The sequence below is a fragment of the Pedococcus sp. NPDC057267 genome, from assembly GCF_042668795.1.
GTDB lineage: Bacteria > Actinomycetota > Actinomycetes > Actinomycetales > Dermatophilaceae > Pedococcus.
Genome location: NZ_JBHUYG010000005.1, coordinates 41,318 through 64,993, shown reverse-complemented (window position 1 = coordinate 64,993; position 23,676 = coordinate 41,318). Strand labels below are relative to the sequence as shown.

General features: G+C 68.0%; 20 protein-coding genes. 3 read left to right on the top strand and 17 right to left on the bottom strand.

What is annotated here, in order from left to right:
- Positions 1-6: 6 nt before the first annotated feature.
- Genes ACFUC1_RS02615 through ACFUC1_RS02585 form a run of 7 tightly spaced genes read right to left on the bottom strand, consistent with a single transcriptional unit; the run spans position 7 to position 6,887 of the window.
- Complete coding sequence (locus tag ACFUC1_RS02615) at positions 7-966, bottom strand: phosphotriesterase (protein ID WP_379116357.1); 960 nt, start codon at positions 964-966, stop codon at positions 7-9.
- A complete protein-coding gene (locus ACFUC1_RS02610; protein WP_379116356.1) occupies positions 963-2,285 on the bottom strand; it encodes an FAD-dependent oxidoreductase in 1,323 nt (440 codons plus the stop codon). Before ACFUC1_RS02610 ends, ACFUC1_RS02615 begins: the two co-directional genes overlap by 4 nt.
- Positions 2,282-2,974: an SDR family oxidoreductase gene (locus tag ACFUC1_RS02605; protein ID WP_379116355.1), complete on the bottom strand. Its 693-nt coding sequence runs from the start codon at positions 2,972-2,974 to the stop codon at positions 2,282-2,284. The genes ACFUC1_RS02610 and ACFUC1_RS02605 overlap by 4 nt, the downstream gene beginning before the upstream one ends.
- Positions 2,971-3,741 carry a sugar isomerase domain-containing protein gene (locus ACFUC1_RS02600; RefSeq protein ID WP_379116354.1) on the bottom strand — a complete coding sequence of 257 codons (771 nt, stop codon included), beginning with the start codon at positions 3,739-3,741 and terminating at the stop codon, positions 2,971-2,973. Before ACFUC1_RS02600 ends, ACFUC1_RS02605 begins: the two co-directional genes overlap by 4 nt.
- Positions 3,725-4,714 (bottom strand): ROK family protein, encoded by a 990-nt coding sequence (locus tag ACFUC1_RS02595; RefSeq protein WP_379116353.1) that lies wholly within the window; start codon positions 4,712-4,714, stop codon positions 3,725-3,727. Before ACFUC1_RS02595 ends, ACFUC1_RS02600 begins: the two co-directional genes overlap by 17 nt.
- Positions 4,711-5,787, bottom strand: coding sequence for a Gfo/Idh/MocA family protein (locus ACFUC1_RS02590; RefSeq protein WP_379116352.1), 1,077 nt, complete (start codon positions 5,785-5,787; stop codon positions 4,711-4,713). Before ACFUC1_RS02590 ends, ACFUC1_RS02595 begins: the two co-directional genes overlap by 4 nt.
- Complete coding sequence (locus ACFUC1_RS02585; RefSeq protein ID WP_379116351.1) at positions 5,784-6,887, bottom strand: Gfo/Idh/MocA family protein; 1,104 nt, start codon at positions 6,885-6,887, stop codon at positions 5,784-5,786. Before ACFUC1_RS02585 ends, ACFUC1_RS02590 begins: the two co-directional genes overlap by 4 nt.
- Before the next feature lie 84 nt (positions 6,888-6,971).
- On the opposite strand from ACFUC1_RS02585, the gene ACFUC1_RS02580 reads away from it, so the two are divergent.
- Both ACFUC1_RS02580 and ACFUC1_RS02575 read left to right on the top strand, forming a co-directional pair.
- Positions 6,972-7,916: a sugar-binding transcriptional regulator gene (locus tag ACFUC1_RS02580; protein WP_379116350.1), complete on the top strand. Its 945-nt coding sequence runs from the start codon at positions 6,972-6,974 to the stop codon at positions 7,914-7,916.
- Positions 7,917-8,627: 711 nt separating this feature from the next.
- Positions 8,628-8,927, top strand: a complete 300-nt coding sequence (locus ACFUC1_RS02575; RefSeq protein ID WP_379116349.1) for a putative quinol monooxygenase — start codon at positions 8,628-8,630, stop codon at positions 8,925-8,927.
- 199 nt (positions 8,928-9,126) lie between these two features.
- Here ACFUC1_RS02575 and ACFUC1_RS02570 read toward each other — a convergent pair whose 3' ends face one another.
- The 9 genes from ACFUC1_RS02570 to ACFUC1_RS02530 form a co-directional block, all read right to left on the bottom strand.
- Positions 9,127-9,339, bottom strand: coding sequence for a hypothetical protein (locus ACFUC1_RS02570; RefSeq protein ID WP_379116347.1), 213 nt, complete (start codon positions 9,337-9,339; stop codon positions 9,127-9,129).
- 128 nt (positions 9,340-9,467) lie between these two features.
- On the bottom strand, positions 9,468-10,349 hold the full coding sequence (locus ACFUC1_RS02565) for a polysaccharide deacetylase (protein WP_379116346.1): 882 nt from the start codon (positions 10,347-10,349) through the stop codon (positions 9,468-9,470).
- 42 nt (positions 10,350-10,391) lie between these two features.
- Positions 10,392-11,414: an asparaginase gene (locus ACFUC1_RS02560; protein ID WP_379116345.1), complete on the bottom strand. Its 1,023-nt coding sequence runs from the start codon at positions 11,412-11,414 to the stop codon at positions 10,392-10,394.
- On the bottom strand, positions 11,392-12,240 hold the full coding sequence (locus ACFUC1_RS02555) for a nitrilase-related carbon-nitrogen hydrolase (RefSeq protein ID WP_379116343.1): 849 nt from the start codon (positions 12,238-12,240) through the stop codon (positions 11,392-11,394). The genes ACFUC1_RS02560 and ACFUC1_RS02555 overlap by 23 nt, the downstream gene beginning before the upstream one ends.
- 9 nt (positions 12,241-12,249) lie before the next feature.
- Entirely contained in the window at positions 12,250-13,491 is a 1,242-nt protein-coding gene (locus tag ACFUC1_RS02550; protein WP_379116341.1) for a hydantoinase/carbamoylase family amidase, read from the bottom strand.
- A complete protein-coding gene (gene hydA / locus ACFUC1_RS02545; protein ID WP_379116340.1) occupies positions 13,488-14,915 on the bottom strand; it encodes a dihydropyrimidinase in 1,428 nt (475 codons plus the stop codon). Before hydA ends, ACFUC1_RS02550 begins: the two co-directional genes overlap by 4 nt.
- A gap of 89 nt (positions 14,916-15,004) precedes the next feature.
- Positions 15,005-15,748 (bottom strand): aspartate/glutamate racemase family protein, encoded by a 744-nt coding sequence (locus ACFUC1_RS02540; protein WP_379116339.1) that lies wholly within the window; start codon positions 15,746-15,748, stop codon positions 15,005-15,007.
- Between the two features lie 11 nt (positions 15,749-15,759).
- Positions 15,760-16,701 (bottom strand): N-carbamoyl-D-amino-acid hydrolase, encoded by a 942-nt coding sequence (locus ACFUC1_RS02535; RefSeq protein WP_379116338.1) that lies wholly within the window; start codon positions 16,699-16,701, stop codon positions 15,760-15,762.
- Positions 16,702-16,790: 89 nt separating this feature from the next.
- The gene (locus ACFUC1_RS02530) at positions 16,791-17,804 is read right to left on the bottom strand and encodes a LacI family DNA-binding transcriptional regulator (protein ID WP_379116337.1); all 1,014 of its coding nucleotides are present in this window, start codon (positions 17,802-17,804) and stop codon (positions 16,791-16,793) included.
- A gap of 504 nt (positions 17,805-18,308) precedes the next feature.
- Here ACFUC1_RS02530 and ACFUC1_RS02525 point away from each other — a divergent pair.
- Positions 18,309-19,796, top strand: a complete 1,488-nt coding sequence (locus ACFUC1_RS02525) for an NCS1 family nucleobase:cation symporter-1 (protein ID WP_379116336.1) — start codon at positions 18,309-18,311, stop codon at positions 19,794-19,796.
- Positions 19,797-20,282: 486 nt separating this feature from the next.
- On the opposite strand, the gene mobF is transcribed toward ACFUC1_RS02525, so the two are convergent.
- Complete coding sequence (gene mobF / locus ACFUC1_RS02520; protein WP_379116335.1) at positions 20,283-23,501, bottom strand: MobF family relaxase; 3,219 nt, start codon at positions 23,499-23,501, stop codon at positions 20,283-20,285.
- Between the last annotated feature and the right edge of the window lie 175 nt (positions 23,502-23,676).

Sequence of the window (23,676 nt, the reverse complement as noted above, 5' to 3'; positions counted from 1 at the left end):
CGGGCTTCACGAGGAGGTCGGCTTCCCGAAGTCGAGGACGCGGGCGATGTTGGTGGTCAGGGCCTGGCGGAGCACTGGCTCCAAGTCGCCGCCGGCCAGCCGAGGTGCGAACGTCGTCAGCAGGTAGTCCAGACCCGGACCTCCGCCCAGAGAGCGCCAGTACGAACGGCGGGCAAGGTCCGAGCCCAGCAGGATGCGGTCCGCGTGACCCAGCTCCACCAGCGCACACAGCAGCTCCACGGTGTCACTGTCAGGGGCGTACTTGATACGGCCGGGGCGGTCGAGCGCCAGGTAGGCCCCCCGCCCCGCGAGCTCCCCCAGCACCACCGGGTCCGGGTTGTGGTCGATGTGACCCAGGATGACGCTGCTCTCGGGGACGCCGGCCGCAACCAACAGGTCCAGCAGCTCGTGCCCGAACGTGCCTTTGTCGTTGTGCGTGGCGACGGGCACGCCGGTCCGGCCGTGTGCCTCCCCCACGGCCTCGACCAGCTTTTCCACCGACCGTCCCGGGCGGTGGTAGGACGTCGCCACCTTGACGACCCCGGCCCGGGCGTCGGTGCGGGCCACCAGTGGACCCTCGAGGTTGTGCTCGTCCATGCCGAGCTCGATCTCGTCGACGAGCATCCCTGCGATCTGCTCGGCCGAGTAGCGGTGCAGCCAATGGTTGTCGGCGTAGTAGCCGACTTTGTGCAGTCCGGTCGTGGCGACGATGTGGACGCCCGTGCGGCGCGAGATTTCTTGCAGCCCGCGCGCGCTGCGCCCGAAGCCGTTCGGAGTCATCTCGACGACCGCGGCCAGACCGGCCGCCTGTGCCGGCTGGAGCTCCTCGACCGCCTTGTCCACACTGTCGAGCCGGTAGTCAGGCTCGTTCATCACGGGCCAGCCACCGGTCATGAGCAGGTGCTCGTGGGCGAAGGCGACGCCCAGCTCCTCGGGTGCGATGTCGCCCAGGACCGTGCGGATCACAGGATCACCCCATCCTTCGTCAGCTGCGTCCGCAGCTGGTCGACGTCCAGGTCGCCAGGCTGCACTTCAGCCCGGACGCCCATGGCTGCGGCCGTCCCGGCCGCCTGACCCATTGCCATGCACTGCGCCATCGAGCGCACGGAGGCGTGCGCATCGTGGGTGGCGGACAGGCAGCGCCCGGCCACCAGGAGGCCGTCGATGTCCACCGGAAGCAGGCACCGGTAGGGAATGCCGTAGGTGTCTCCGCTGGGCTTCGCGCCGCCGATGTACTCCCACACCGTGGCCTCTCCGCCGTCGTGATCCTCCAGGGGTGCACCACATCGCGCCACGGCATCCCAGGCGTCACGGGCGGACATGACGTCGTCGCGGGTGAGGACGTACCGGCCTAGCAGCCGGCGCGACTCCCGCACGCCGATGCGGTCGCTGGTCGAGACGATGGTGGAGTGCTCGTAACCGGGCACGCGGTCCACGAGGAACCGTGCGTACTCCGCTATCTGGAGGCGCCCCTCACGCTCGGCAGCCGAGAGCTCGAACGGGTCCGTCGGGTCAATGCCCGAGATCCGGGTCAGGTTGGTGTGCACCACGCCTTCGAGCACCGTGCGGTGGACGGAGCCCTCCCGGCGGGGCAGGCGGTAGTCACCGGCCTCTGCGGCCACGCGCATCGCCTGGTGCAACTCGGCCGTGCTGGTGCGCCCGACTTCGACACCCATCATCCGGAACGTGGCGGTGAGCGGTTGGAGCCGGCGCCCGGGCAGCGGCCGCTCGAGCGCGGCACCCGCGCGCCAGGCCACCTCCGCGTCGCCGGAGGCGTCGACGACGGCGCGGGCGGCCAGCAGCCCTGGCCCCTGCCCCGTCTCCACCACGAGGCCGACCACGGTGGTGCCGTCCATGACGACTCGCGTGACCGGCGTGTTGAGCAGCGCGTCCGCTCCGGCACCGCGCACGAGGTCGTCCCACAGCATGCGCAGGCGGTCCGGCTCGTACGTGACACCCGTGCCCGCACCGTAGGTGTTGGGCCGCTCGAAGGCATCTCCGTTGTCGAGGAGCCGCTGCGCGACCTCCCACGCGACGCCGCCCACGACCCGTTCGTTGTTCGGCCCGGGGGCGTAGAAGCCGTAGAAGGTGTCGAGCACAGACGCGCCCGTGCCACCGAGGTAGCCGAAGCGCTCCACCACGAGGGTGCTTGCGCCCTGACGCCCTGCAGCAACGGCTGCAGCGCTGCCGGCCGAGCCACCACCGACGACGATGACGTCGCCCTCCCACAGCACCGGGAGCTCAGAGACGTCCTCGGGAGTGAGGCGAGGGGACCAGGTGCTCATCGGAGGGTCCACCCTCCGTCGACGGGGACGACCGAGCCCGTGGTGCGCCCCGACGCATCTGACAGCAGCCACGCCACTGCCTGGGCGACCTCGTCCGCGGTGACGGCGCGCCCACCGAGCGGCATGAGCTCGGGGAAGCGCGACGTGATCCTTGGGTCGGTCAGGGCGCGCGCGGCCATGGGCGTCTGCACGAGACCCGCTGCGACGACGTTGACCCGAACCCCACGAGGAGCAGCCTCGTGGGCCGCCGCCTCGACCAGCGGCACGATCCCCGCCTTCGCCACCCGGTAGGCGGTCGTCATGAAGTCGTTGTCGAGGGTGCTCGCCAGCGCTGAGCCGATGACGACGATCGAGCCGCCGTCAGCCACCTGCGGGAGGGCGGCACGCAGGAAGCGGAAGACCGACGTGAGGTTGACCCTCAGCACCTCGTCCCACGCCTCGTCGGTGCACTCGGACACCGCTCCGTCGCCGAGCCGCCGCCCGCTCATGCCGATGGCGTGCACGGCACCGACGAGGACCCGGCCCCCGTCGGTGGCCGCGCGGACCGCCAGCTCGTTGCCGCCGGGGACGGTGACGTCGACGTCCGGCAGGTCGGTCCCGATGACGGTCTTCCCGCAGCCTTCGAGCACCTCGACGCAGGCGCGCCCGATACCGCCGTTGCTGCCTGCCACCCAGGTCACCGCACTCATGCCGGGCCCACCCGAAGGACGGAGGCGCTGCGCCGGGCGTGCTCCAGGTATGCCGCCTCGAACAGCTCCTCGGAGCGCTCGGGGCCAACCAGCTGGGCACTGGTGATCACCGGCGGGGTCCAGCCGGACTCGACGAGCAGCTCGGCGACGCGCACCTTCAGCATGTTGACGATGGCGACGTTGGCGAGCGTCGAAGCGGGACCGACCGGCTCCTCGAGGCCGTCCACCTGGCAGATCGCGTCGCCCACGGGGGTGCACACGTCGATCACCACGTCGGCATGGTCGGTGAGCCGGGTACCGGAGGAGTGGCTGGCCGCGGCCGCGGTGGACTCAGCGAGGGAGACGACCGCGATCACCGGCATCCCGGCCTTCTTGGCTGCCATCGCCATCTCGACCGGGACGGCGTTGCGGCCGCTCGCGCTGAAGACGAGGAGGCAGTCCGTCGGACGCATCTGGAAGTTGCCCCAGATGACGTCGGCCAGACCCGGCATGCGCTCGATGAACATCGCCTGACGCTGGCCGTTGGCACCCACCACCTGGGTGTGGAAGGTCATCGACAGCTCCACGATGGGGTGGAAGCCCGGGAACGACCCGTACCGCGGGAAGAGCTCCTCGACGGGGATGCGTGAGTGCCCGGTGCCGAACACATGCGCGACACCATCTGCGGCGATGGCGCGGGCCGCGATCTGGCTCGCCTCCTCGATGGCCCCGAGCTGGGTCTGCTCGATGCGGTCCAGGACGTGTCGAGCCTCAGTGATCCAGCGCAAGGTCGTGCTCCTTCTTGGGGGTGTGGGGCAGGTCGTGGTTGCCGTGGGATGTCTTGTCGTGGGCGTAGAGGGCTGCGCCGACGGCGCCACCCGACCCACCGAGCGCGGCTCGGTGGACGCTGATGCCGGGGACCAGAGAGGCCCGCCAGGCGAGCTCGCGTTCGATGGCGGGGACGAGGAGGTCGATCGCACCCGTGGCACCACCGCCGACCACGACCGTGTCGATGGTCATGAGCGCGCAGACGTTGCCGAGGGCGACACCCAGGGCGCGGCCGGCGCGGGCAACCAGGCGCGAGCAGAACTCGTCGCCCGCCGCGGCGGCTGCGGTCAGTATCTCCGGCGTCAAGCGCTCGACGGCTCCGCCGGTCGCGCGTGCCAGGGCGGGCGAGTGCCCGAGGAGCACCCCGCGAGCGGCAGCGGCCACGAGGGCGGGTGCACTCGCGATGGTCTCGAGACAGCCACGGCCGCCACAGCCGCAGGGGATCCCTTCCGGGTCGACCATCACGTGACCGAGCTCGCCGACGGCGTCCTGGTCCGAGCTCAGGATGCCGCCCCCGATCGCGATGGCTCCACCGATGCCCGTACCGATCGTCGCGAAGACCGCGTTCCGTCGACCGCGTGCCGCCCCGACGCGCAGCTCCGCGTACCCGAAGGCGCGAGCGTCGTTGAGTGCGTGCACTGGCCGCTCCACCTGCTGCGCGAGCCGGCTGCCGAGTGGGAAGCCCGTCCAGTCGCCGGGGATGTTGGGCAGCAGGACGACTCGTCCCGTCCCTCGGTCGACGTGCGCAGGCAGCGCGACCCCGACCGTCTCCACCCCGGACCCGGCTGTGCCGGCGATGTGTGCCAGCTGCGCCACGACGTCCTGGGGGCCGCTCGTGGGGGTGGGCACACTGCCGGAGTCGACGACGCTGGAGCCGTCGAGCACGGCCCACTTGATCGCCGACCCGCCGACGTCGAGTCCGAGCCCGGTCATGCGGCACCCACCGGTCGGCGCCTGACGGAGCCCGGGACGACGGGCACGCCGGTGCGTGCGGACTCGACGGCCGCGAAGCACAGGGACAGCCCGCGCAGCGACGAGCGCGCATCGTTGACAGGCGGCCGGCCCTCATCGAGGGCGAGCAGCAGCTCGCCCATGGTGCCGGCCATGCCGGGGCCGAACCAGTCCGCCCCGATCGCGACCGTCTCGGTGCGCTGCTCCTCCCCCTCGCCGGTCACGATCCGGACGGCTTCCCCACCCAGCGAGGTGCCCTCGTGCACGAGCGTCGCCGCGGTCCCGCTGACGCGGTAGGCGCCGACCTCCGCCCGAGGCTCAGCCGCCCGCAGGACCAGGCTGACCTGCACGTCGGGGTAGGCGATGACGACCTGGGCCTGGGTGGGCGCACCGATGCCCTGGCCCGGCCGACGGCCCACCTGGGCGAACACCTGGAGGGGGTCCTGGTCCACCAGGGCGGCGATGACGTCGAACCAGTGGATGCCGAAGTCGTAGAGGACGAGGTCCTCCATGTTCGCGAAGGCCGGCATGTCGGCGACCACCTGGTGGTGGGGCCAGCTCACGCTGAAGTCCGCAGAGGTGACGGCGCCCAGGACACCGTTCCGGGCGGTGGCGAGCAGCACGGCGAAGTGGGGGGCCCACCGGCCGTTGTGGTTGACCGCCAGTGGCCGGCCCAGCTCGGTAGCCAGCGCCGCCAGCCTCTCGCCCTCGTCCAGGTCCTCCACGAACGGCTTCTGCGTCAGGACAGGGCGACCGCTGCGCAGCGCGGACTCGATGATCGCTGAGCGGCCACCGACGTGCGTCGCGACGTCGACCACCTCGACCGCTTCGTCGGCCAGGAGCGACTCGACGTCCCGGTGGACGACCGCGTCCGGGTAGTGGGCGTCACGCAGGGCCTCGGCCTTGGCGGCGTCGTGGTCGACCAGCGCCACGACGGTGAAGCCGGCGGCCCGATAGGCCTCGAGCTGCATACCGGCGACCCAGCCGCATCCCACGAGGCCGATGCCGCGGTCAGGACGGCGCGGGAAGGGCGGCGCGAAGTCGTGCGGGTTCACCGGCGCGCCCCAGTGTCGGCAGCCTCGTCGAGCGCATCGAGCGTGACCGTGCGCCCTTCCTCCACGCTGCGCACGGCGGCATCGACGACCCGCTGGCCGGTGCGGCACACCGAGGGCGACATGGGCCCGTCGAGCGGGGTCCCGGTATCGAGGCTGTGGACCAGGGCGGCGATGCTGTCCTGCTCGTGGGGCGCGGGGACGTCGACGGGCACCTGCCGACCCTCCGGGTGGCCATGGTCCTGCACGGTCACGTACGGCTGGTAGTCCCACGACGAGATGGTTCCCTCGGTGCCCGTGACCACGAACCCGCAGCGTGGCTGCGGCTGGTGGGTCCACGGGTCGGTGAAGGTGCCCCACCGGGTCTGGAACGTGGACAACCCGCCTTCGTATGCGGCCACGACGACGCTCTGCTCGTCGACCTCGAGACCGGCAGGGACATGGGCCACGGCGGTCACGCTGCGCGGGGCCTCACCCTCGCGGAACCAAGTGCCGAGCGTGGTGCCGTAGCCCAGGTAGTCCAGGAGGGAACCGCCCCCTGCCGCCTTGCTGTACCACCACGCGTCCGCGCGATCCGCCTCCGTCGGGTCCAGCTCGATCTTGTCGTGCAGGTGCCGCAGCGGTCCTCGGTTGCCGTCGTAGTAGTGCACCTCCAGCACCCTGCCGATGGCGCCGCCGGTCGCAAGCCGGTGCGTGGTGCGGTGGGCGGGCACCCACGCCAACGGCCAGTTGACAGCCACCAGGGTCCCCCACCGCTCGGCAGCCGCCACCATCGCGTCGACCTCGGTGACGTGCGGACCGAACGGCTTCTCCAGCACCACGTGGATCCCGCGCGCAGCGAGGCGCTCGACCCAGGGTCGGTGTTCGGCGGTGGTCGAGCACACGATGGCGACGTCAGGGGCCCACTCGTCCAACGCCGCGTCGGCATCCGCGGTCAGCACCTGGGGAACGTCCGACAACCCCACGTCGGAGCACACCCGCGCCATCCTCTCGAGGCTCGAGTCGACCACTCCCACCACCTCGACCGAGGTGTTGGCGGCGGCGAGCCGCAGCTGGTCGCCGATGTGCATGTGGTCGAATCCGATACCAACCGCACGATGCATCCGACCGGCTCCTCTCGATTCTTCCGCTTGGCTCATATGAGCGATAAGGTCCGCTCAGATGTTCAGACAGTAGGAGGCGTGCACGTGAGTGTCAACGAGTTGCCAGAATCCGATACGGACCTGGCCCTGAGGTGTGCGCAGATGTTCTTCCTCGAGGACCTCTCCAAGATCGAGATCGCCGAGGCCTTGGGGGTCTCCCGATTCAAGGTCGCGCGGCTTCTCACGGCTGCGCGCGAGCTCGGCCTCATCACCGTAAAGATCAACGAGCCGACGAGCTCCGGTCGCTCACTCGGCGACGAGCTGCAAGCGCAGTTCGGTCTCGAGGACGTCGCGATCGTGCCGAGCACGAGGTCGTTGGAAGCCCTGGGCCAGGCCGGCGCGGAGATGCTGGGCCGACACCTTCAGGAGGGCGACGTTGTGGGTGTCGGCTGGGGCCGCACGGTGAACTCCGTCGTGTCAGCGATGAGCAGGTTCCCCACGGTGTCAGGGGTGGATGTCGTGCAGCTGGCGGGCGGGGTCGTGACCCCGGGCCCTGACTTCGACCCCACCGGTCAGGCTGCCCGCCTAGCAGCAGCTCTGAGTGGTTCACTCACGCCGCTGCACGCCCCTGCTTTCCTTGGCTCCGCCGCGACGCGGCGCGCCTTGCTCACCGAACCCAGCATCGCGGCGGCGCTCGACGCGTTCGAGCACCTGACGATTGCCATCCTGGGCATCGGTGCCCTGGGGACCGATGCGGACTCAGCCCTGGTCGCCGCCGACACTCTGCCGGCGAAGGCCCGCGAGGAGCTGGCGAAGCGGGGAGCCACTGCGGACCTCGCGTGCCACTTCTTCGCCGAGGACGGGACGCTGGTGCGGGGATGGGAGTCCCGGACCCTGTCCGTCGGCCTCCCGGCCCTGCGCGCGGCGAGAGTACGCATCGGTGTGGCTGCGGGCGAGAGCAAGGCGGCTGCAGTGCGTGCGGTGCTCCGCAGCGGCACCATCAACGTTCTGGTGACTGACACGACGTGCGCCCGAGCCGTCCTCGGTTGAGCCGAACTAAGTGCCGAACTCGTCGGGAAACCAAGCGTGCGGCTGCGGACTTGCGCTCAGGAGAAGGCAAGCGAGTCCGCGGAGCTAGGTCCGTGGGCACTGACCCGTCGGTGTGGGGTTGCCGACGGGCAACGAACTTCTTATCCCCAGCACTCTCGGGACCCAACCTGCGCGCCAGAAGAGTCGGCCCTAGCGGGGAGTCGGGAGTCCAGATGGGCGCTTCGCATGTCGCCCGACACGCCGACTTCTACGAGTCCATTGCTTGCTCCACGCACCCCACGGTCGGACACTCGCACCATGACCCACGAAGGGTCGCGACCATCGGCGCAGCCCGGTAGCTTCCAATGAGCACCGATGAAGTTGCGATCGGAATCATCTCGGCTCCCGGCTCGGCCGCAGAGCATGCCTCGATGCTCGCCGACGACCTGCAAGCAGTGCTGAGTTCTCAGGTGCCTACCGTCCAGTGGCGAGTGTCCACCATGGTGGACGCCCTCGTGCAGCCCCCTTCCGACGACGCAGCGCTCGTGGCCGCGTCAAGGGACCGGCCGCTCGCTTCAGGTCCTTGGGAATCAACGCGTAGCCGCGGGAAACGAACCGGCTACCAGCGCGCGAAGGCAGCGATGCGGCGACCTATCCAGCCCGTCAGGGCGCTGCTACGGTGCTGAGGAGCGGCCGCCGTCGTTCGACCACGCAAGCGAAGGACTCAGACCAATGCTGACCAAAGCTCTGCTCGTGCGTCTCGAGGCCCTGCCGGGCAAGGAGACCGAACTCTCAGAATTCCTCACCAAAGCGCGGTCGATCGTTATGCAGGAGCCAGGCACCGTCGCCTGGTTTGCCATCCAGTTCGGGCCATCGTCTTTCGGCGTGTACGACGTCTTCCCCGACGACGACGCCCGAGACGCCCACCTGGCAGGTGGTGTCGGCCAAGCCCTCGGGCCGAACACCGGCGTCCTCTTCTCGGAGCCGCAGATCGAGAAGATCGACATTATCGCCGACAAGGTCCCGGGGTAAGCGCGGCCGAGCTCTTGGGCCAGACGGTCGGCAGCGGCGCCACGGTTCGTGTTTCCGCACCATCGCCCGTACTCATCCAAGTGCGGTGGGCTCCACGTCAGTGCCCTAGCCCGGACGTCAAGCATCGGCTCGGCTCGCGCCCTTGTGGGGGCCGCCCGCGCCAAGCACCCTCCCTGGAGGGACACTTCACGTGCCTCTACTAGCGCGGCGCGGCCAACTGCCGCGCAGCCATGTCTCTTGGCCGCCTGGCGGCGGACGGGTCGGGCACCATGATCTTCCAAGTCCGCCGACGGACCGTGCCGCGCAGCCAGGCCTGGCGCACCAGGCGCTCGCCGGTGCAGCGCAGCACCTGCTGACCCTCGCGGCGCAGCAGGTGCCACGTCTTGCGGTAACCGGCCACCAGAGCGACCACCCAGCCACCCCGTGGACGGGTACGACGTCGTCAGCGCCGCCGAACTGCGCCGCGGCACAGTGGGCGAGACGTCGGTACCTAACCGACCGGGAGGCGCGCTGAGGTGTGACTGGCTCCCCTGCGTCGAGTCAGCCTTTGCTCGAGCGCCGAGCGAAGTCGTCGGCGATCTCGTCGAATGTGCACCAGGACACTCCCTCGTGTGCGGTGATGTGCTCGATGAGCCGCTCCAGCGCCATGAGTACCTGTGGTCGGCCGGACACGTCGGGGTGGATCGTCATGGTGAACGCCGCGTAGTCCATTTCGCGGTAGACCCAGTCGAACTGATCGCGCCACATCTGTTCGATGTCTCGAGGGTTGACGAATCCGTGGCTGTTCGGGCTCGACTTGATGAACATCATCGGAGGCAGGTCGTCCAGGTACCAGTTCGCCGGGATCTCGATCAGCGGTGTTTCGGCTCCGCGCTGCAACGGCTTCATCCAGTCGTGCGCCGACTCAGCTTCATAGTCGATCTTGGTCCAGTTGTCCCCCACACGGACGTAGTACGGCTCGAAGTCGCGATGCATGAGTGAGTGATCGTACTTGATGCCGCGCTCCAGCAGGAGCTCGTTCGTGACCGTGCTGAACTCCCACCACGGGGCGACGTAACCGGTCGGCCGACGCCCGGAGGCCTTCTGGATCAGCTCGATGCAGTGGTCCAGGACGTCTTGCTCCTGCTGGCGACTCATCGCGATCGGGTTCTCGTGGGAGTAGCCGTGCACACCGATCTCGTGGCCGGCGTCGACACACGCCTGGAACTCAGCGGGGAAGGTCTCGATCGAGTGGCCGGGCCAGAACCAGGTCTGGGTGAGCCCCTGACGGCGGAAGAGCTCGAGCAGGCGTGGCACTCCAACCTCGCCGGCGAAGATCCCGCGAGAGATGTCGTCGGGAGAGTTCTCTCCGCCGTAGGAGCCCAACCAGCCGCAAACTGCGTCGACGTCGGTCCCGAAGGCAACCTTGATGTCCTTGGTCATGTCATGCCCTTCCGATGGATCGTATCTGCCTTTGTGGTGGTGTCAGTGGGGGGTGGCCTGGCGCCGGATCCAGGACACTGCGAGATCCAACCCTGTGGTGGTGGACAGCGTCAGGCATACGGAGAGCAGGATTCGGGCCTGCCAGGTCGACAGTTGACCAGCGAAGACCGCACCGGCATCCTCAAGCGCCTTCCCACCCCCGTTGCCGTAGACAGGCTTCACCGGACCTTCTTGGACTCGGCTCGTGACGAGGACAGGGATACCCGCGGTGGTCGCCTCAGCCACGGCTTGGGCGTCAGCGAGCGATGCGTTGCCGATGCCCAGGGCTTGCAGGACGAGTCCTCGTGGGCCGTGGCTGCACGCATCTCGCACGGCGGTTCCGTCCCCTCCGGGTGCCGCAGCCACGACGGACACCGGCGCAAGATTCTGGTGGGCCAACGCCATGGAGGCACCCTTGAGGCTCCCGCGGCGCTCTGGATCTGGGCGATCGCGCAGGGGGTTGCCGAACGCGGCGAGACGCTCGGTCGAAACCTTCCTGACCCCGACGGCTGGTAGCACCAGGTCAGCGAACACGACAAGCACACCCGTCCCACGCCGGCTCGGATCCGCAGCCGTTGCCACTGCCAGCGCTAAGTTCCTCAGGCCGTCGCCGTCGGGGTCGTCGAAAGGACGTTGCGCCCCGGTGAAGATGACGGGCTGGTCGCCCTCATGCAGGAGCTCGGTCAAGAATGCCGTCTCCTCCATGGAGTCGGTGCCGTGAGTCACGACGACAGCGTCAGCTCCCGACTCGCAGGCATCGACCACGGCGTCCGCGATCGCCTTCATGTCGTCCAGGGTGAACGCGTAACTGCCCCGGATCCCGACGTCGGAGGTGCTCACCTGCACATCGGCCGACAGAAGCCTGTGGGGCAGCCCGCTGAGCAGCTCGGCCCCGCTGGCGGATGCCACGACCCCGGCGTCGGTATGACGGCTCGCGATCGTCCCGCCCGTCGCCAGGAGGTGAACCCTCACCGCTGCTCCGCACGTGACGAGGTCGGTTCGGTCACGGTGCCGAAATGGGTGCATACGTGTCCGGGCGACGGTCGCGGTAGAACTGCCAGTCGTAGCGGGTCCTCCGGATCATCGTCATGTCCAGCTGGCGGATCAGCAGCTCCTCGTCCGTGGAACTAGCCTTCTCGCCGACGAAGTTGCCCATCGGGTCGACCACGTAAGACGTGCCGTAGAAGTCAACGGCAGCCTGTCCGAACTCGTTCGTCTCACGACCGACCCGGTTGGGGACGCAGACGAAGTACCCGTTGTCTCCCGCCGCTGCAGGCTGCTCCAGCTCCCACAGCCGGTTGGACTGACCCGGCTTGGAGGCGTTCGGGTTGAAGACGATCTCGGCGCCACCGAGCCCCAGCGACCGCCAACCCTCCGGAAAGTGACGGTCGTAGCAGATCGTCAACCCGACGCGGCCGACAGCTGTGTCGAAGACCGGCCACCCGAGGTTCCCCGGCTTGAAGTAGAACTTCTCCCAGAACCGGTCCAGGTGTGGGATGTGGTTCTTGCGGTACTTGCCGAGGTACCTGCCGTCCGCATCGATCACGGCGGCGGTGTTGTAAAGGACGCCGGTCTGCTCCTCCTCGTAGACCGGGAGGACCACGACCATGGAAAGCTCGCGGGCCAGGGCGGCAAACCGATCGGTGGTGGGCCCGGGGACGCTCTCGGCGTAGTCGTAGTACTTCGGGTCCTGCACGATGCCGAAGTAGGGCCCGTAGAAGAGCTCCTGGAAGCAGATGATGTTCGCGCCGGCCTCGCTCGCCTCACGCATGAGGGCGACGTGCTTGTCGATCATCGAGTCCTTGTCGCCGGTCCAGAAGGCCTGCGTGAGTGCGACGGTGACCTGGTCCATGTGGTGTCCTTACGAGCTGGTGGAGTCGAGGTTGACGAGCGTCTCTCTGAGCACGTCCACGCCGTTGACGAGGTCATCGGTCGCGGTGCTCTCTTCGGGGCAATGGCTCCGGCCCCCGACGGATGGGACGAAGACCATCGCGGTGGGGCACTTGCGCGCGAGGTGCACGGCGTCGTGCGTGGCCCCGCTGGGAATCGCTTCCCAGGTCAGCCCTAGGGCCTCGGACGCGCCTGCGATCCTGCGCTGGATGGAGGTGTCCATCGGCCTGGGCTCGTTGTCGGCGATCCACTCGAGCTCTGCGTGCACGCCGTACGTCGCGGCCAGATCGATGATCTCCTGCGTCAGCCTGCGCTCGGCTTCGCTGAGCCAGACGGGCGAGATGCTGCGCATCTCTGCCAGCAGCCGGGTCCGCTGTGGAACCACATTGGGACCACTGGTGTAGCCCGCGATCTCCGACGTGGTCGTGACACCTTGCTCGTGGGAGTCGCAGCCTGTCTGGCGGACCGCCAGGACTGCCGACGCTGCGGCCACGAGCGCATCTCGCCTTCGAGCCATCGGTGTGGTGCCGGCATGGTCGGCCCGTCCGGTGAACGTTGCGAGGAGTCGCTGAATACCTACGATACCCGTGACGACCCCGATGTCGGATTGGCGTTCCTCCAGCACCGGGCCCTGCTCGATATGCAGTTCGACGTAGGCGCGGGGCCGGCGGAAGCGGCGGCCCGCGGTGAGCATCGTGCTCGGATCCAGGCCGTTGGAACGGCATCGCTCACCAAGCGTCTCCCCAGTGGCGTCGAGGCGCTCGAGGTCGTTGGCCGTCAGGTCGCCGACGAAGGCACGCGAACCCAGGCACGTGAGTCCATGGTCATTGGACTCCTCACCCAGGAAGTCGACGATGACGAGGTCGTGAGCGAGTCGGCGTCCTTCCTCGCGCAGCTGCCGGGCCACCTCGATGGCTCCCAGGACTCCCACGACCCCGTCAAAGTCGCCACCGCCGTCCACCGTGTCAGTGTGCGATCCGGTCATGAGCGCGCCGGCGTTGGGGTTGGCGCCCTCGAGCACCCCGACGATGTTGCCCGCGCCGTCATAGTCCACGGTCAACCCAGCGTCGAGCATCGATCGCCGCACCCATTCCCTGGAGTCGCGGTAGGCGGTGCTGAAAAGGCGCCTGCTGGTGCCCGGCCCGCCCTGGCTGTAGGTGGCCAGTTCGAGCAGGTCCTCTTGCAGCCGTTGAGCGGCCCCGGTCGAGGTCATGGCTGGACCCGGATGACGGTGTCGACAACCTTCCCAGTCAGGGGCTGCAGGTGCTGGGCCCGCTTGATGAAGCGGCCGTGACCGGGGGCGCCGACGACCTTGCCGTTGCGGCCGACCGTCGCACCGCGACTGATGACCCACGTGGGGCTACCCACCACTTCACGGCCTTCGTAGTTGGAGTAGTCCACCTTGGAGACCTGTGACTCCACAGACAGCGTCTCGCGCTTGTTGGGGTCGAAGATGACCAGGTCCGCATCACTGCCCACGGCGACGGTGCCCTTCTTCGGAAAGAGGCCGAACAGTTTGGCGGGAGTGGTCGACAGGACGTCGACCATTCGGTTCAGCGTGATGCGGCCTGCCCGCACGCCACCGTCGTGAACGAGCTGCAGGCGAGCTTCCACGCCAGGGCCCCCGTTGGGGATCTTGCTGAAGTCGTCAATCCCCATCCGCTTCTGGTCAGCGAAGCAGAACGGGCAGTGGTCGGTCGAGACGACCGCCAGGTCGTCGAACGCTAGGCCACGCCACAGGGCGTCCTGATGGTGCTTGGCCCGTGCGGGAGGAGTAAATACGTACTTGGCCGCCTCGAAGTCCGGCAGGTCGTACACGGAGTTATCCAGGAACAGGTACTGGGGGCAGGTCTCTGCGTAGGCTGCGATGCCGTTGGCTCGGGCTTGAGCGACATGACGCAGCGACTCTTCGGCGGACAGGTGGACGATGTAGACGGGTGCACCCGCCATCTCGGCGATCGCGATGGCCGAGTGCACGGCTTCTGCCTCAGCCTTCGCGGGCCGGGTGGCCTCGTGGTACTTGGGGCTGGTCCGACCGGCAGCCAGGGCGCGCCTCACCAGGACGTCGATGACGCCACCGTTCTCGGCGTGCATCATCGTCAGCAGTCCATGGTCCGCTGACGCGCAGAACGCTTCGAAGATGGTCGAGTCGTCGGCCATCAGCGAGTCCTTGTAGGCCATGAACAGCTTGAAGCTGGTCACTCCCTCGTCCACGAGTCGCGGCACCTCGTCGAGTTTGCCGTTGGAGAGGTCGCTCACGATCATGTGGAACCCGACGTCGATCATGGGCTGGTCCTGCCCCAGGAGGCCGTGCCACCGGTCGAGCGTCTCGATCAGGCCCGTCCCGCGCGACTGGAGGGGGAAGTCGATGACGGTCGTCGTGCCGCCGCGGACCGCGGCCGCAGTGCCGCTGGTGAAGTCGTCGACCGTCTCGGTGCCGGCGAAAGGCATACGGAAGTGCACATGCGGGTCGACTCCGCCAGGGAGGACGTACTGCCCTGAGGCATCGATCACCTCATCGACCTCGACGTCGAAGCGCGAGGCGATCGCGACGACGGTCTCATCCTCGATGAGGACGTCCGCCACATAGTCGTCGACGGCGGTGATGATACGGCCACCGGTGATGAGCTTTCGCATGTCTAGGACCTTCTTCGTGGTTGGAGTCGGCGATGGATGGGTGCTGCGGGCTGGCGGCGCCCCACTGGGGCGTGGGACTGCGGTGAGCGTCAGAGTCCGATGGTGGCCTGCAGCGCGGGCGCAGCTCCCAGGAGCTCCTTGGGGCCGGGATGCGCGAAGGCGCCGACCTTGCTTGTCGTGACGCCATAGCCGTGCAGGGCCTCAGACATCTTCACCGCGGCTGCTACGCCGTCGATGACGGGAACGGTGGGCAGTCGTTCGCGCAGCCAGGAGTCGAGGGGACCCATCCCGGCGCAGCCGAGAGCGATCGCCTCGGCCCCGTCTTCCTGGATGGCCAGCTGCGCCTCGGCCAGGATCGCGTCGCCGGCGGCCTCGAGGTCGTCCTCAATCTCGAGGACGGCCAGGCCGGACGACCGGATCGACGCGCACCGGCTGTCCAAACCGTACCGGCGGACGAGGTCGGTGAGCATGGGCACGATTCTGGGGATGACCGTGACGACGCTGAATCGGTGCGCAACGGTGCAGGCCATCAGCATGGACGCTTCCGCGATACCGACGACGGGGGCCTCGACCAGCTCTCGGGCAGCGTAGAGTCCGGGGTCGCCGTAGCAGGCGACGACGAAGGCGTCGTAGTCGTCGCGGTTCTCAGCAACCGTCTGGATCACGGCTGCCGCGGCCAGCGTCTCCTCCATGTGCCCTTCGATGGACCGTGCCCCCCAGGGAGCGGAGATCGCGTCCACGTCTGTACCCGCGGCCGCGTACTGTGCGGCTGACGTCCCGATCGCCTCCGTCATGGAGTCTGTGGTGTTGGGGTTGATGACCAGGATGCGCATGTCCGCCTCGCTCAGTCGAAGGAGACAGGGAGTGGTTCGCCGCGACCGACTCGGTCGACGATGAGCGAGTAGTGCTCGGGTCGGCGGTGTGCCTCGAAGTTGAAGACGCTCTCTCGGTATGACTGCGAGTAGTCAAGGTCCACTTCGGCAACGACTACTTCGTCGTCCTCGGTGCGTGCCTTGGCGAGGACCTCACCAGACGGGGCGACGATGGCTGACCCGCCGATCATGTGCGCGCCGTCCTCGTCCCCGGACTTGCCTGCGGCGGCCACCCAGACGGCGTTCTGGTAGGCGCCAGCGCGCAGAGACAGAAGGTGGGTCTCCATCTTCGCGTGGGGCTCCTCGCGCCATCCGGGGACCTCGGTTGGGGTGTTGTAGCCGAGGACGACGACGTCCGCGCCCTGCAGGGCAAGCACACGGTAGACCTCGGGCCAGCGGCGGTCGTTGCACAGGCACATCCCGAACTTGACCCCGTCGACGTCGAAGACGCCGAACCCGAGATCCCCGACTTCGAAGTAGCGCTTCTCGAGGTGCTGAGCGCGCAACCCCTCAATCCTTTCCGCATGTCCGGGAAGGTGGATCTTGCGGTACTTGCCCACCACAGCTCCGCTGGAGTCGACCAGGATGGAGGTGTTGTAGCGCCTACCGTCGGCCGTCAGCTCGGCGTAGCCCAAGTAGAAGCCGATCTCCAGCTCTGCAGCTCGGTCGAAGAGCGACTTGACCTCGGCGCTGGGCATCTCCGTCTCGAAGAAGGAGTGCATGTCGTCTCGGTCTTCGGCCCAGTATCGCGGGAAGAACGTGGTCAACGTCAGCTCAGGGAATACGACGAAAGATGCCGCCTGCCTGTGCGCATCGTCCAACAGGTCGACGAGTCGGCGTACCACTGTGGAACGGTCTTCGTCGGGCTGGATGCCGCCGACCTGGGCGACGGCAAGGTGGAATTTGCGGTCCATGGCACTCCTTACGCAAACGTTCGCGATAACGATTGCGTGGAGGCTACGGACTCACCCGTTGGGCCGTCAACCCTCGTCCGCGGAGCGTTCTATGCGCCGTGACGGCGCTGGCGCCTGGGACTACCCGCTGTGGACTCGCGCACCTGGAGAGTCGGCCGGAGAACCTTCGAGCGAACTCGCTTACCCTCCATAAGTCCAAGCAGCAGGCGCATCGCCTTCGAGCCCATTTCGGCCAATGGTGAGTGGATGGTCGTTAACGGCACGGGCAACTGGGCAGCAAGGTCTACGTCGTTGAAGCCGACCACTGCGACGTCTTTCGGCGCCGCCAGTTCGAGGTCCCGCATTGCCCCCAGCACTCCTACCGCCACAAGGTCACTTGCTGCGAAGATCGCAGTCGGTCGCCGGGGGAGGGTGAGGAGCTGTTCGCCGGCGCTGCGACCGGACGCAACGTCGAAGCCGGAGGGAACGACGTACTCATCCGGTACAGGGTGCCCTGCCGCCTCATATGTCCGGCGGAATCCGAGCGTCCTTTCCGCGCCAGTGCTCGCGTGAGGATCCCCGGCGACGACGCCGACTGTGTGATGTCCCATCGCTAGTAGATGCTCGGCCGCTAAGCGGCCCCCAAGCAGGTCGTCCGTCGTGACCGACAGCTGTCGTGGCATCCGGCGCGCCACCAAGACGTAGGGGACCCCGCACTGCTCCAGGTGCGAGATCAGATTGGAGTCCGAACGAGAGTCGGCGACAATGATTCCGTCCACACCTCGAGACAACATGAGGTCCAGTCGGGAGCGCTGCAGCTCGGGGCGGTCCTGGGTATTGACGACCACCGTGTTGTAGCCCGCGTCGATGGCCGCAAGGTCGATTCCCTCGTAGATCGTGGCCATGACCACGTCCGTCAGCCGCGGGACCATTACACCAATCATTCGAGTGCGCCCCGTGCGCAGCGACTGCGCAGCAACGTTGCGGCGGTAGCCGCGGCGACGCGCAAGGTCGCGGATCTTCTCCACGGTCTCGCCACCCACGCCGACCGGGTCCTCGCTCAACGCTCGGGAGACAGTCGACACATGGACCCCAAGCTCCTCGGCTAGAAGAGCAAGGGTCACCGGCCCATTTGTTGATTGAGCTTCGGGTGGCATGGGCACATCATGCCGCAGTACCCCCACAGGGCATGAGCGCTAACAGAGGATTCGCCGCGTTCTGGCTTGCGCTGACCGAGAGCGGCTCACGGACCCTTGACGACTGCAGGTGCCGCTCGTACTCTCGTCGAACAATCGATCGCGCGAACGATTGCGTAACGTCAAGGAGGACGTCGTGATAGTACCTGCGTTGGCGCTCATCGCGGCCCCGTTAGAAGTGGCATGCCGTCCACAAACGCCCGCATGCCGTTGATGGTGAAGGCCGCCTTTAGTGACCGCTCCTCAGCGCCGAGCGACGGCCCGGACTGGCCTCCACGGTGCACGCCTTTGCGCCAGCGCGCCCGTCTTGCGAACCACCCCTCGCCTTAGCGTAGACCCCCACCGTGGCCATCTCGCCCATTCCGGCGAAGCCCAGCAGGAGCCCATCCCCAGCTCCCACGTTCCGTCCCAGCCCAGAGTGAACCAAGAGGAATGCTGATGCCCCACGCTCCGCAGCGCAGCCCGCGCTTGTACAACGACGACATTGCCCCTCGTACCACCGCAGGGCATTGGAAGACTCTCGACCTACTCTCATGGTGGATGTCGGCTTGGCACAGCCTCGGCGGATACACCATGGCGGTCGGGCTCTTAGTCCTTGGCCTTCAAGGATGGCAGATGGCGCTGGGGCTCAGTATCGGCCTGGTCATCATCTACCTGTTCAGTAACCTCATGGGCGTAGCCGGGCAACGTGTGGGTGTGCCCTTCCCCGTCTTTGCGCGCATCTCCTTCGGTGTCTATGGCGCCAACATCCCTGCGATCTTGCGGGCCATCGTGGCTGTCGCCTGGTACGGCATCCAGACCTACCTGGCATCGGCAGCGGTCATGCTGCTGTTGTTCAAGGTGGCGCCAAGAACCGCACACTTCGGCACGTCGACGTTTCTTGGCCTCTCGGTCATGGGTTGGCTTTGTTTCCTCGCGCTTTGGGCAGCACAGCTCGCCGTCCTCTGGCGGGGCATGGAGGCTGTCCGCAAGTTGTCTGACTTCGCGGGGACAACGATTTGGGTTGCGATGGCTGCTCTGGCCATCTGGGTGTTGAACAAGGCCCACTGGACCCTCGATTGGAACTACGCAGAGGTCAAGGCACCGCTGTCAGGCGGCGGGTCGCTCGTGGCAATCCTCGGAGCCGTCTTTCTCACCTGCGCTTACATGGGCGGACCCATGCTCAACTTTGCAGACTTCACTCGACTGGCGCCCAGCGAGAGAAACGTTCGTCGCGGAAACCAGCTTGGCCTGCTGCTCAACGGCATCGCCTTCTGCGTCGTGTCGGTCATCATTGCTCTGGCGTCAGTCGAGGTATATGGCAAGGCTGTCAGCGACCCGATGCATTTGCTTGCCGACATCGACAGTGTCGCGATGCTGCTGGTCGCGATCATCGCGGTCGCCGTGGCCACCGTGGGCATCAACATCATCCTCAACTTCGTGTCCCCAGCGCTGGACTTCTCTAACGTATGGCCAAGCCGTATCAGCTTCCGTACAGGCGGCCTCATCACAGCCGTCCTATCGCTCCTGGTGATGCCTTGGAAGTTGTACGCGAACCCCGTTGCCGTCAACTACTTCATCGGCGGTGTCGGCGCCCTCATGGGCCCACTGCTCGGCATCATGCTGGTCGACTACTACTTGGTGCGTCGCACAGTCGTCGACGTCGACGCGCTGTACAGCGAGGAGTCGACGGCCCCGTACTACTACGAAAACGGATTCAGCCGGCGGGCCATCATCTGCCTCGTTGTGTCCGGGGCCGTCGCGCTGGCAGTGGCGTACCTGCCTGCTCTGTCCTCACTCGCACACTTCTCCTGGCCGATCGGTCTGGTCGTGGGTGGAGGTCTCTGCTTCGCCCTGAATCGGCAGGGCGCATCAGAGCCTGCCCGTACTCGAGCGGCGACCGAGCAAGAGAGCCCGGCTCCCGTAGTCGCTGCTGACTGACCCATCGGGGGGAGCACAGATGAGAGGGGCGATGGTCGTGGCCATCGCCCCTCTCGGCTGCATCGCCAATGCAACCACCTCCACCACCGCGCCTCTTCGGCGGTCGCCTCCCATGTGGTGGCCGCGGTTCGCAACGTACGTGCCACTGTGGCAAGCGCTATGAACCGTCCCGGGATTAGTGGCAGGTCAGTTCTCCCGGCAGCGGTGCCGTCGGGCGTTGATCTGACGCTGGTAGGCGGTCTCGAACTGCTCGGGTAGGACATAGTCGAGGGTGGAGTGCAGGCGTTCGTTGTTGAACGAGGGGATGCAAGACGGGGTTGTCAGTTCAAGGTCGTCGATGATGCGTGAGGGTCCGTCACGGCGGGAGGCACGTCGTTGGGTCGGTCTCCTGTAGGTGGCGGAACCGCCAACGGAGGCCCTTGTCGGCAGCGCCCAAAGTCGCGGCGGCCCACCGTGCACCGGGGGGTGGACGACGCACCGATCTGTTCACCGCTCAAGGCCCGGCCCTGGGCTAGCTTCGACGACTGGCACTGCCCTGAGTGCGATCCCGTTGGCCGGGAGGCCACTACGTTCACGACGACAACACCAAGACCGTATTTCGTCTTCGAATCCGACTAGTGAGCGAGAAGGGTCAGCACGCAGCATGACCGGAACTGCCGCCTCAAGGTCGAGGCCCAGGCCTTCGGCATGGCGCATCTGGGCAAGTAGAGGGCGCCAGCGGTCCGCCTTCTTTGCAACTGTGATCTCGTCGCGCGAGACCCCTACCTGCAAAAGCAGTTTGGTGTAGCGCTGTTGGTGTCGGTGGTTCTGGATGGCGGCCCCTTCGGCTTCGAGGCGTGCCGGACTCATGGCCGCACGCATCTCCGCGGTGCGAGTCTCGGTCGCGGAGAGGTCGGCACCGGAAGTCTCAAGGACCCTGCGGAGCACCTCCTCGGGCGTCGCCGGTTCCACGACCGCGTGTGCGGTTTCGGTGTCGGGGTCGTAGCTGGTGTCGACGTACAGGTGGTTGGTCTCCCTGCCTCTGGTTGCCATGATGTAGAGGGGTTCGCGGACGGTGGCGGCGCTGACGTAGGCGTGGCAGGTGTCGACCGTGCGGCCTTGGGCACGGTGGGCCGTGGTGGCGTACCCGAGCTCGACATGGTCGCGCACGTACTCGGCGGGCAGCCGGGTGAATGTAGCGGTCCTGCCAGGCCGGTGGACGGTCAGCGAACCATCGTCGTGGACGGCGCTGACGCTCCACCGGTCCCCGTTCCTGACCCACCCGCTGGCGGCGTGGAGGTCCCTCTGGTTGAGCCGGGTGACGACCAGATCTCCGGCGCCGATCGTCGTACCGTCCCCCGTGGTGACCCCCGTCTCCGATACGTCTCCGGCGGCCGCTCTGTCGGCCCGGGCGCGCTGGTTGAGCTCGGTCACGGTCGCTGCGTCGGCGGCGACCATAAGAGAGGTGCGGCCGGCTCGGCTGTCGGCGCGCCACGCCTGATAGAGCGCCTCGATCATGGTGTCCCGATCGCCGTCGCTGACGCGGTTGTGGGCGAAGTAGGGCACTGCGGCGGCGTGCCGCCCGTCGCGCAACGCGAGGCTGGCGTCGCGTTCCCATTCGTTGCGGAACCGGCGCACGTCGACCAGCTCGGCGGCGTCCCCCCGGTCGGTCACCAGGAGCCGGAACGCGCCTCCTGCTGCGACCGGAGACAGCTGCGCCGGGTCGCCCACGAGCAGGAGCTTGGCACCGGACTCGCGGGCGATGGTGGTGAGGTGGTCGAGTTCGAGGGTGCCGGCCATGGAGGCTTCGTCGACGATGACCAGCTGTCCGGGGCGTAGCCGCCACCGGTTCAGCTCGGCGTGGACCTCCCGGGCCCGCCGGGTCAGGGCCCGGGTGCGCAGCGACGGTGATGCGCCGCGGAGCTTGTCCCGTAGGGAGGCGAGCTCGGTCAGGCGGGAGTCGGTGCGGGCGTGTTCGACCAGCCACTTGGCGGTGTTCTCCGTCGACACCCCGACCGCCTCGGCCAGGACCTCGGCGGCGGCCGCGGACGGCGCCAACCCGAGCACGCTCCCCCGCCCGTGCACCTCCTCCCAGGCCGCACGGACGCCGGCCATGGCCGTGGACTTCCCTGTTCCCGCGGCGCCGACGAGCACGTCGAGAGCGCGCCCGGAGGTGACCACGCGGCATACCGCGTCGGCCTGCTCGGCGCTGAGCCGGCGCCCTTCGTGGCCGGGCAGCAGATCGGTAGTCACGGCGGCGGCGATCTCCTGCGGGACGGTGGGCGCGTCGGTGGCGCGGCCAGCCTCGAGCAGGCGCTCCTCTGCCGTCAGGACGGCGGTGGTGGTGTAGATGGTGGCGTCCCGGGCGCGCAGCAGCGTGGACCCATCGGGGCGTTGCAGGCCTTCCGGGACGCGAATCGGGGGTTCGGGAGGGGTGAGCTGCACCGACGCCTCCAGGCTCAGAGCCGTGACGCGTTCGGCCACGGTCGTGCGCTCGTGCGGGGTGGTGAACCGTATGCCGTGAAGTTGGCGCAGTGCCTCGGCCAGGACGTTGGAGCGGGTGAACGTGGCGCGGCGGGTCGCCACCGCATCGACCACCACCCACGCGGCGTCGCGCAGCATCCCCTCCTTCAGGTCCGCGGCGTGCAGGGCGGGCAGGTCGCACCGGTTCGCCAAGGTCGCGACCCACGCGGTGGGCTCGGCATCCAGGTGTGTTTCGGCTCGGCGGCGCCACACGCGCACCAGTTCGGCCAGCGGGTGCAGCTGCTTGTCCGGGCGGGTGGCCAAGGTGGCCTGCTGCCGCAGCCGGATCACCTCCGGCGCGCTCGGTTGACGCCCGTGGGAGGCCACGAAGGAGGCGATCAGACCGGTGGTGGCGTCGTTGATCGAGGCCGAGCGTCGGGAGAACTCCTCCCGCAACGCCTTGACGACACCGGCCACCTCCCACGTCGGGGACGTTGCCCGGGCACGGTGCTGGGCCTCCCAAGCCCAGCCGAGGTCGGCGGTGAGCAGGTCCATCAGCGCACCGTTGTACAGTTCCGACAGGGCGACGTTGGCCTTGAACAGCGCGCGGGAGTCCAGAGTGCGCCACCCGCCGTCGGAGGCGGCCTGGACCCGGTTGAGCACGACCACGTGGGTGTGCAGCTGCGGGTCCCCGGCGCGGGAGTCCCAGTGGTCGAAGCCCGCAGCCACGACGCCGCGTACCGGCTCGGAGACGACCCCGCCCTTGCCCGTCCTGGTCGTGACCACCTCACGTTCGGCGTAGCCGATGACGAACTCCACCGCCGCCTCGTGCGCCGCGTAGATGCGCTCCCGGGTGGGGCCGTCGGCCAGCGCCCACGCCACCGACACCGACTTGGGGACCGAGAAGGTCAGGTCGAATCCCGCCACGGTTCGCGACGCGCGACGCCCATTCCTTCCGCCCGTGTTCAGGCCGTCAGGCAGCTCGATCGTGGGGGGCCTGCCCAACGGTTGGCCGGTGACCGGGTCCTGCAGCATCCCGAGCATCCGCCACAGGTGCTCCTCGCTCACCACAGACCCAGGCCCGACGCCCTTCCCGCCATCCAGGCCGGCCAGCCCGGCGCCCAGGAACCGGCCCGGCGGCGTGCCCTCCGCGGTGTAGTACGCCGTCAAAGGGTCCGCCGTCGGCCCCTGCCGGTCCGAGCGAACGACCGAGGACATCAGATACCGGAACCCGGCCCCCAGCGTCATCCGCCGCATCGACATCGTCACACCCGGGCAACGGGATCGATGGGGCACCATCCGGCGCGCCGGCGGCCGCGGTCCACTTCCAGTGCCTGAAGTGTGGCGCGGATGGAAGGGTGGCTCCGGTTGAGTCGGAGACGCTGTCATTCGGAGCGGAGCCCGGGTGGTCGGAGACGTTGGCGGGGTCGGGTGTGGC

What these genes read in the sequence shown, in the direction of transcription:
- hydA (WP_379116340.1), bottom strand. Translation starts at nt 14,915, where the DNA reads ATGCGAAAGCTCATCACCGGTGGCCGTATCATCACCGCCGTCGACGAC.
- ACFUC1_RS02540 (WP_379116339.1), bottom strand. Translation starts at nt 15,748, where the DNA reads ATGCGCATCCTGGTCATCAACCCCAACACCACAGACTCCATGACGGAG.
- ACFUC1_RS02535 (WP_379116338.1), bottom strand. Translation starts at nt 16,701, where the DNA reads ATGGACCGCAAATTCCACCTTGCCGTCGCCCAGGTCGGCGGCATCCAG.
- ACFUC1_RS02575 (WP_379116349.1), top strand. Translation starts at nt 8,628, where the DNA reads ATGCTGACCAAAGCTCTGCTCGTGCGTCTCGAGGCCCTGCCGGGCAAG.
- ACFUC1_RS02560 (WP_379116345.1), bottom strand. Translation starts at nt 11,414, where the DNA reads ATGCACCCATTTCGGCACCGTGACCGAACCGACCTCGTCACGTGCGGA.
- ACFUC1_RS02525 (WP_379116336.1), top strand. Translation starts at nt 18,309, where the DNA reads ATGCTGATGCCCCACGCTCCGCAGCGCAGCCCGCGCTTGTACAACGAC.
- ACFUC1_RS02555 (WP_379116343.1), bottom strand. Translation starts at nt 12,240, where the DNA reads ATGGACCAGGTCACCGTCGCACTCACGCAGGCCTTCTGGACCGGCGAC.
- ACFUC1_RS02605 (WP_379116355.1), bottom strand. Translation starts at nt 2,974, where the DNA reads ATGAGTGCGGTGACCTGGGTGGCAGGCAGCAACGGCGGTATCGGGCGC.
- ACFUC1_RS02585 (WP_379116351.1), bottom strand. Translation starts at nt 6,887, where the DNA reads ATGCATCGTGCGGTTGGTATCGGATTCGACCACATGCACATCGGCGAC.
- ACFUC1_RS02550 (WP_379116341.1), bottom strand. Translation starts at nt 13,491, where the DNA reads ATGACCTCGACCGGGGCCGCTCAACGGCTGCAAGAGGACCTGCTCGAA.
- ACFUC1_RS02595 (WP_379116353.1), bottom strand. Translation starts at nt 4,714, where the DNA reads ATGACCGGGCTCGGACTCGACGTCGGCGGGTCGGCGATCAAGTGGGCC.
- ACFUC1_RS02565 (WP_379116346.1), bottom strand. Translation starts at nt 10,349, where the DNA reads ATGACCAAGGACATCAAGGTTGCCTTCGGGACCGACGTCGACGCAGTT.
- ACFUC1_RS02610 (WP_379116356.1), bottom strand. Translation starts at nt 2,285, where the DNA reads ATGAGCACCTGGTCCCCTCGCCTCACTCCCGAGGACGTCTCTGAGCTC.
- mobF (WP_379116335.1), bottom strand. Translation starts at nt 23,501, where the DNA reads ATGTCGATGCGGCGGATGACGCTGGGGGCCGGGTTCCGGTATCTGATG.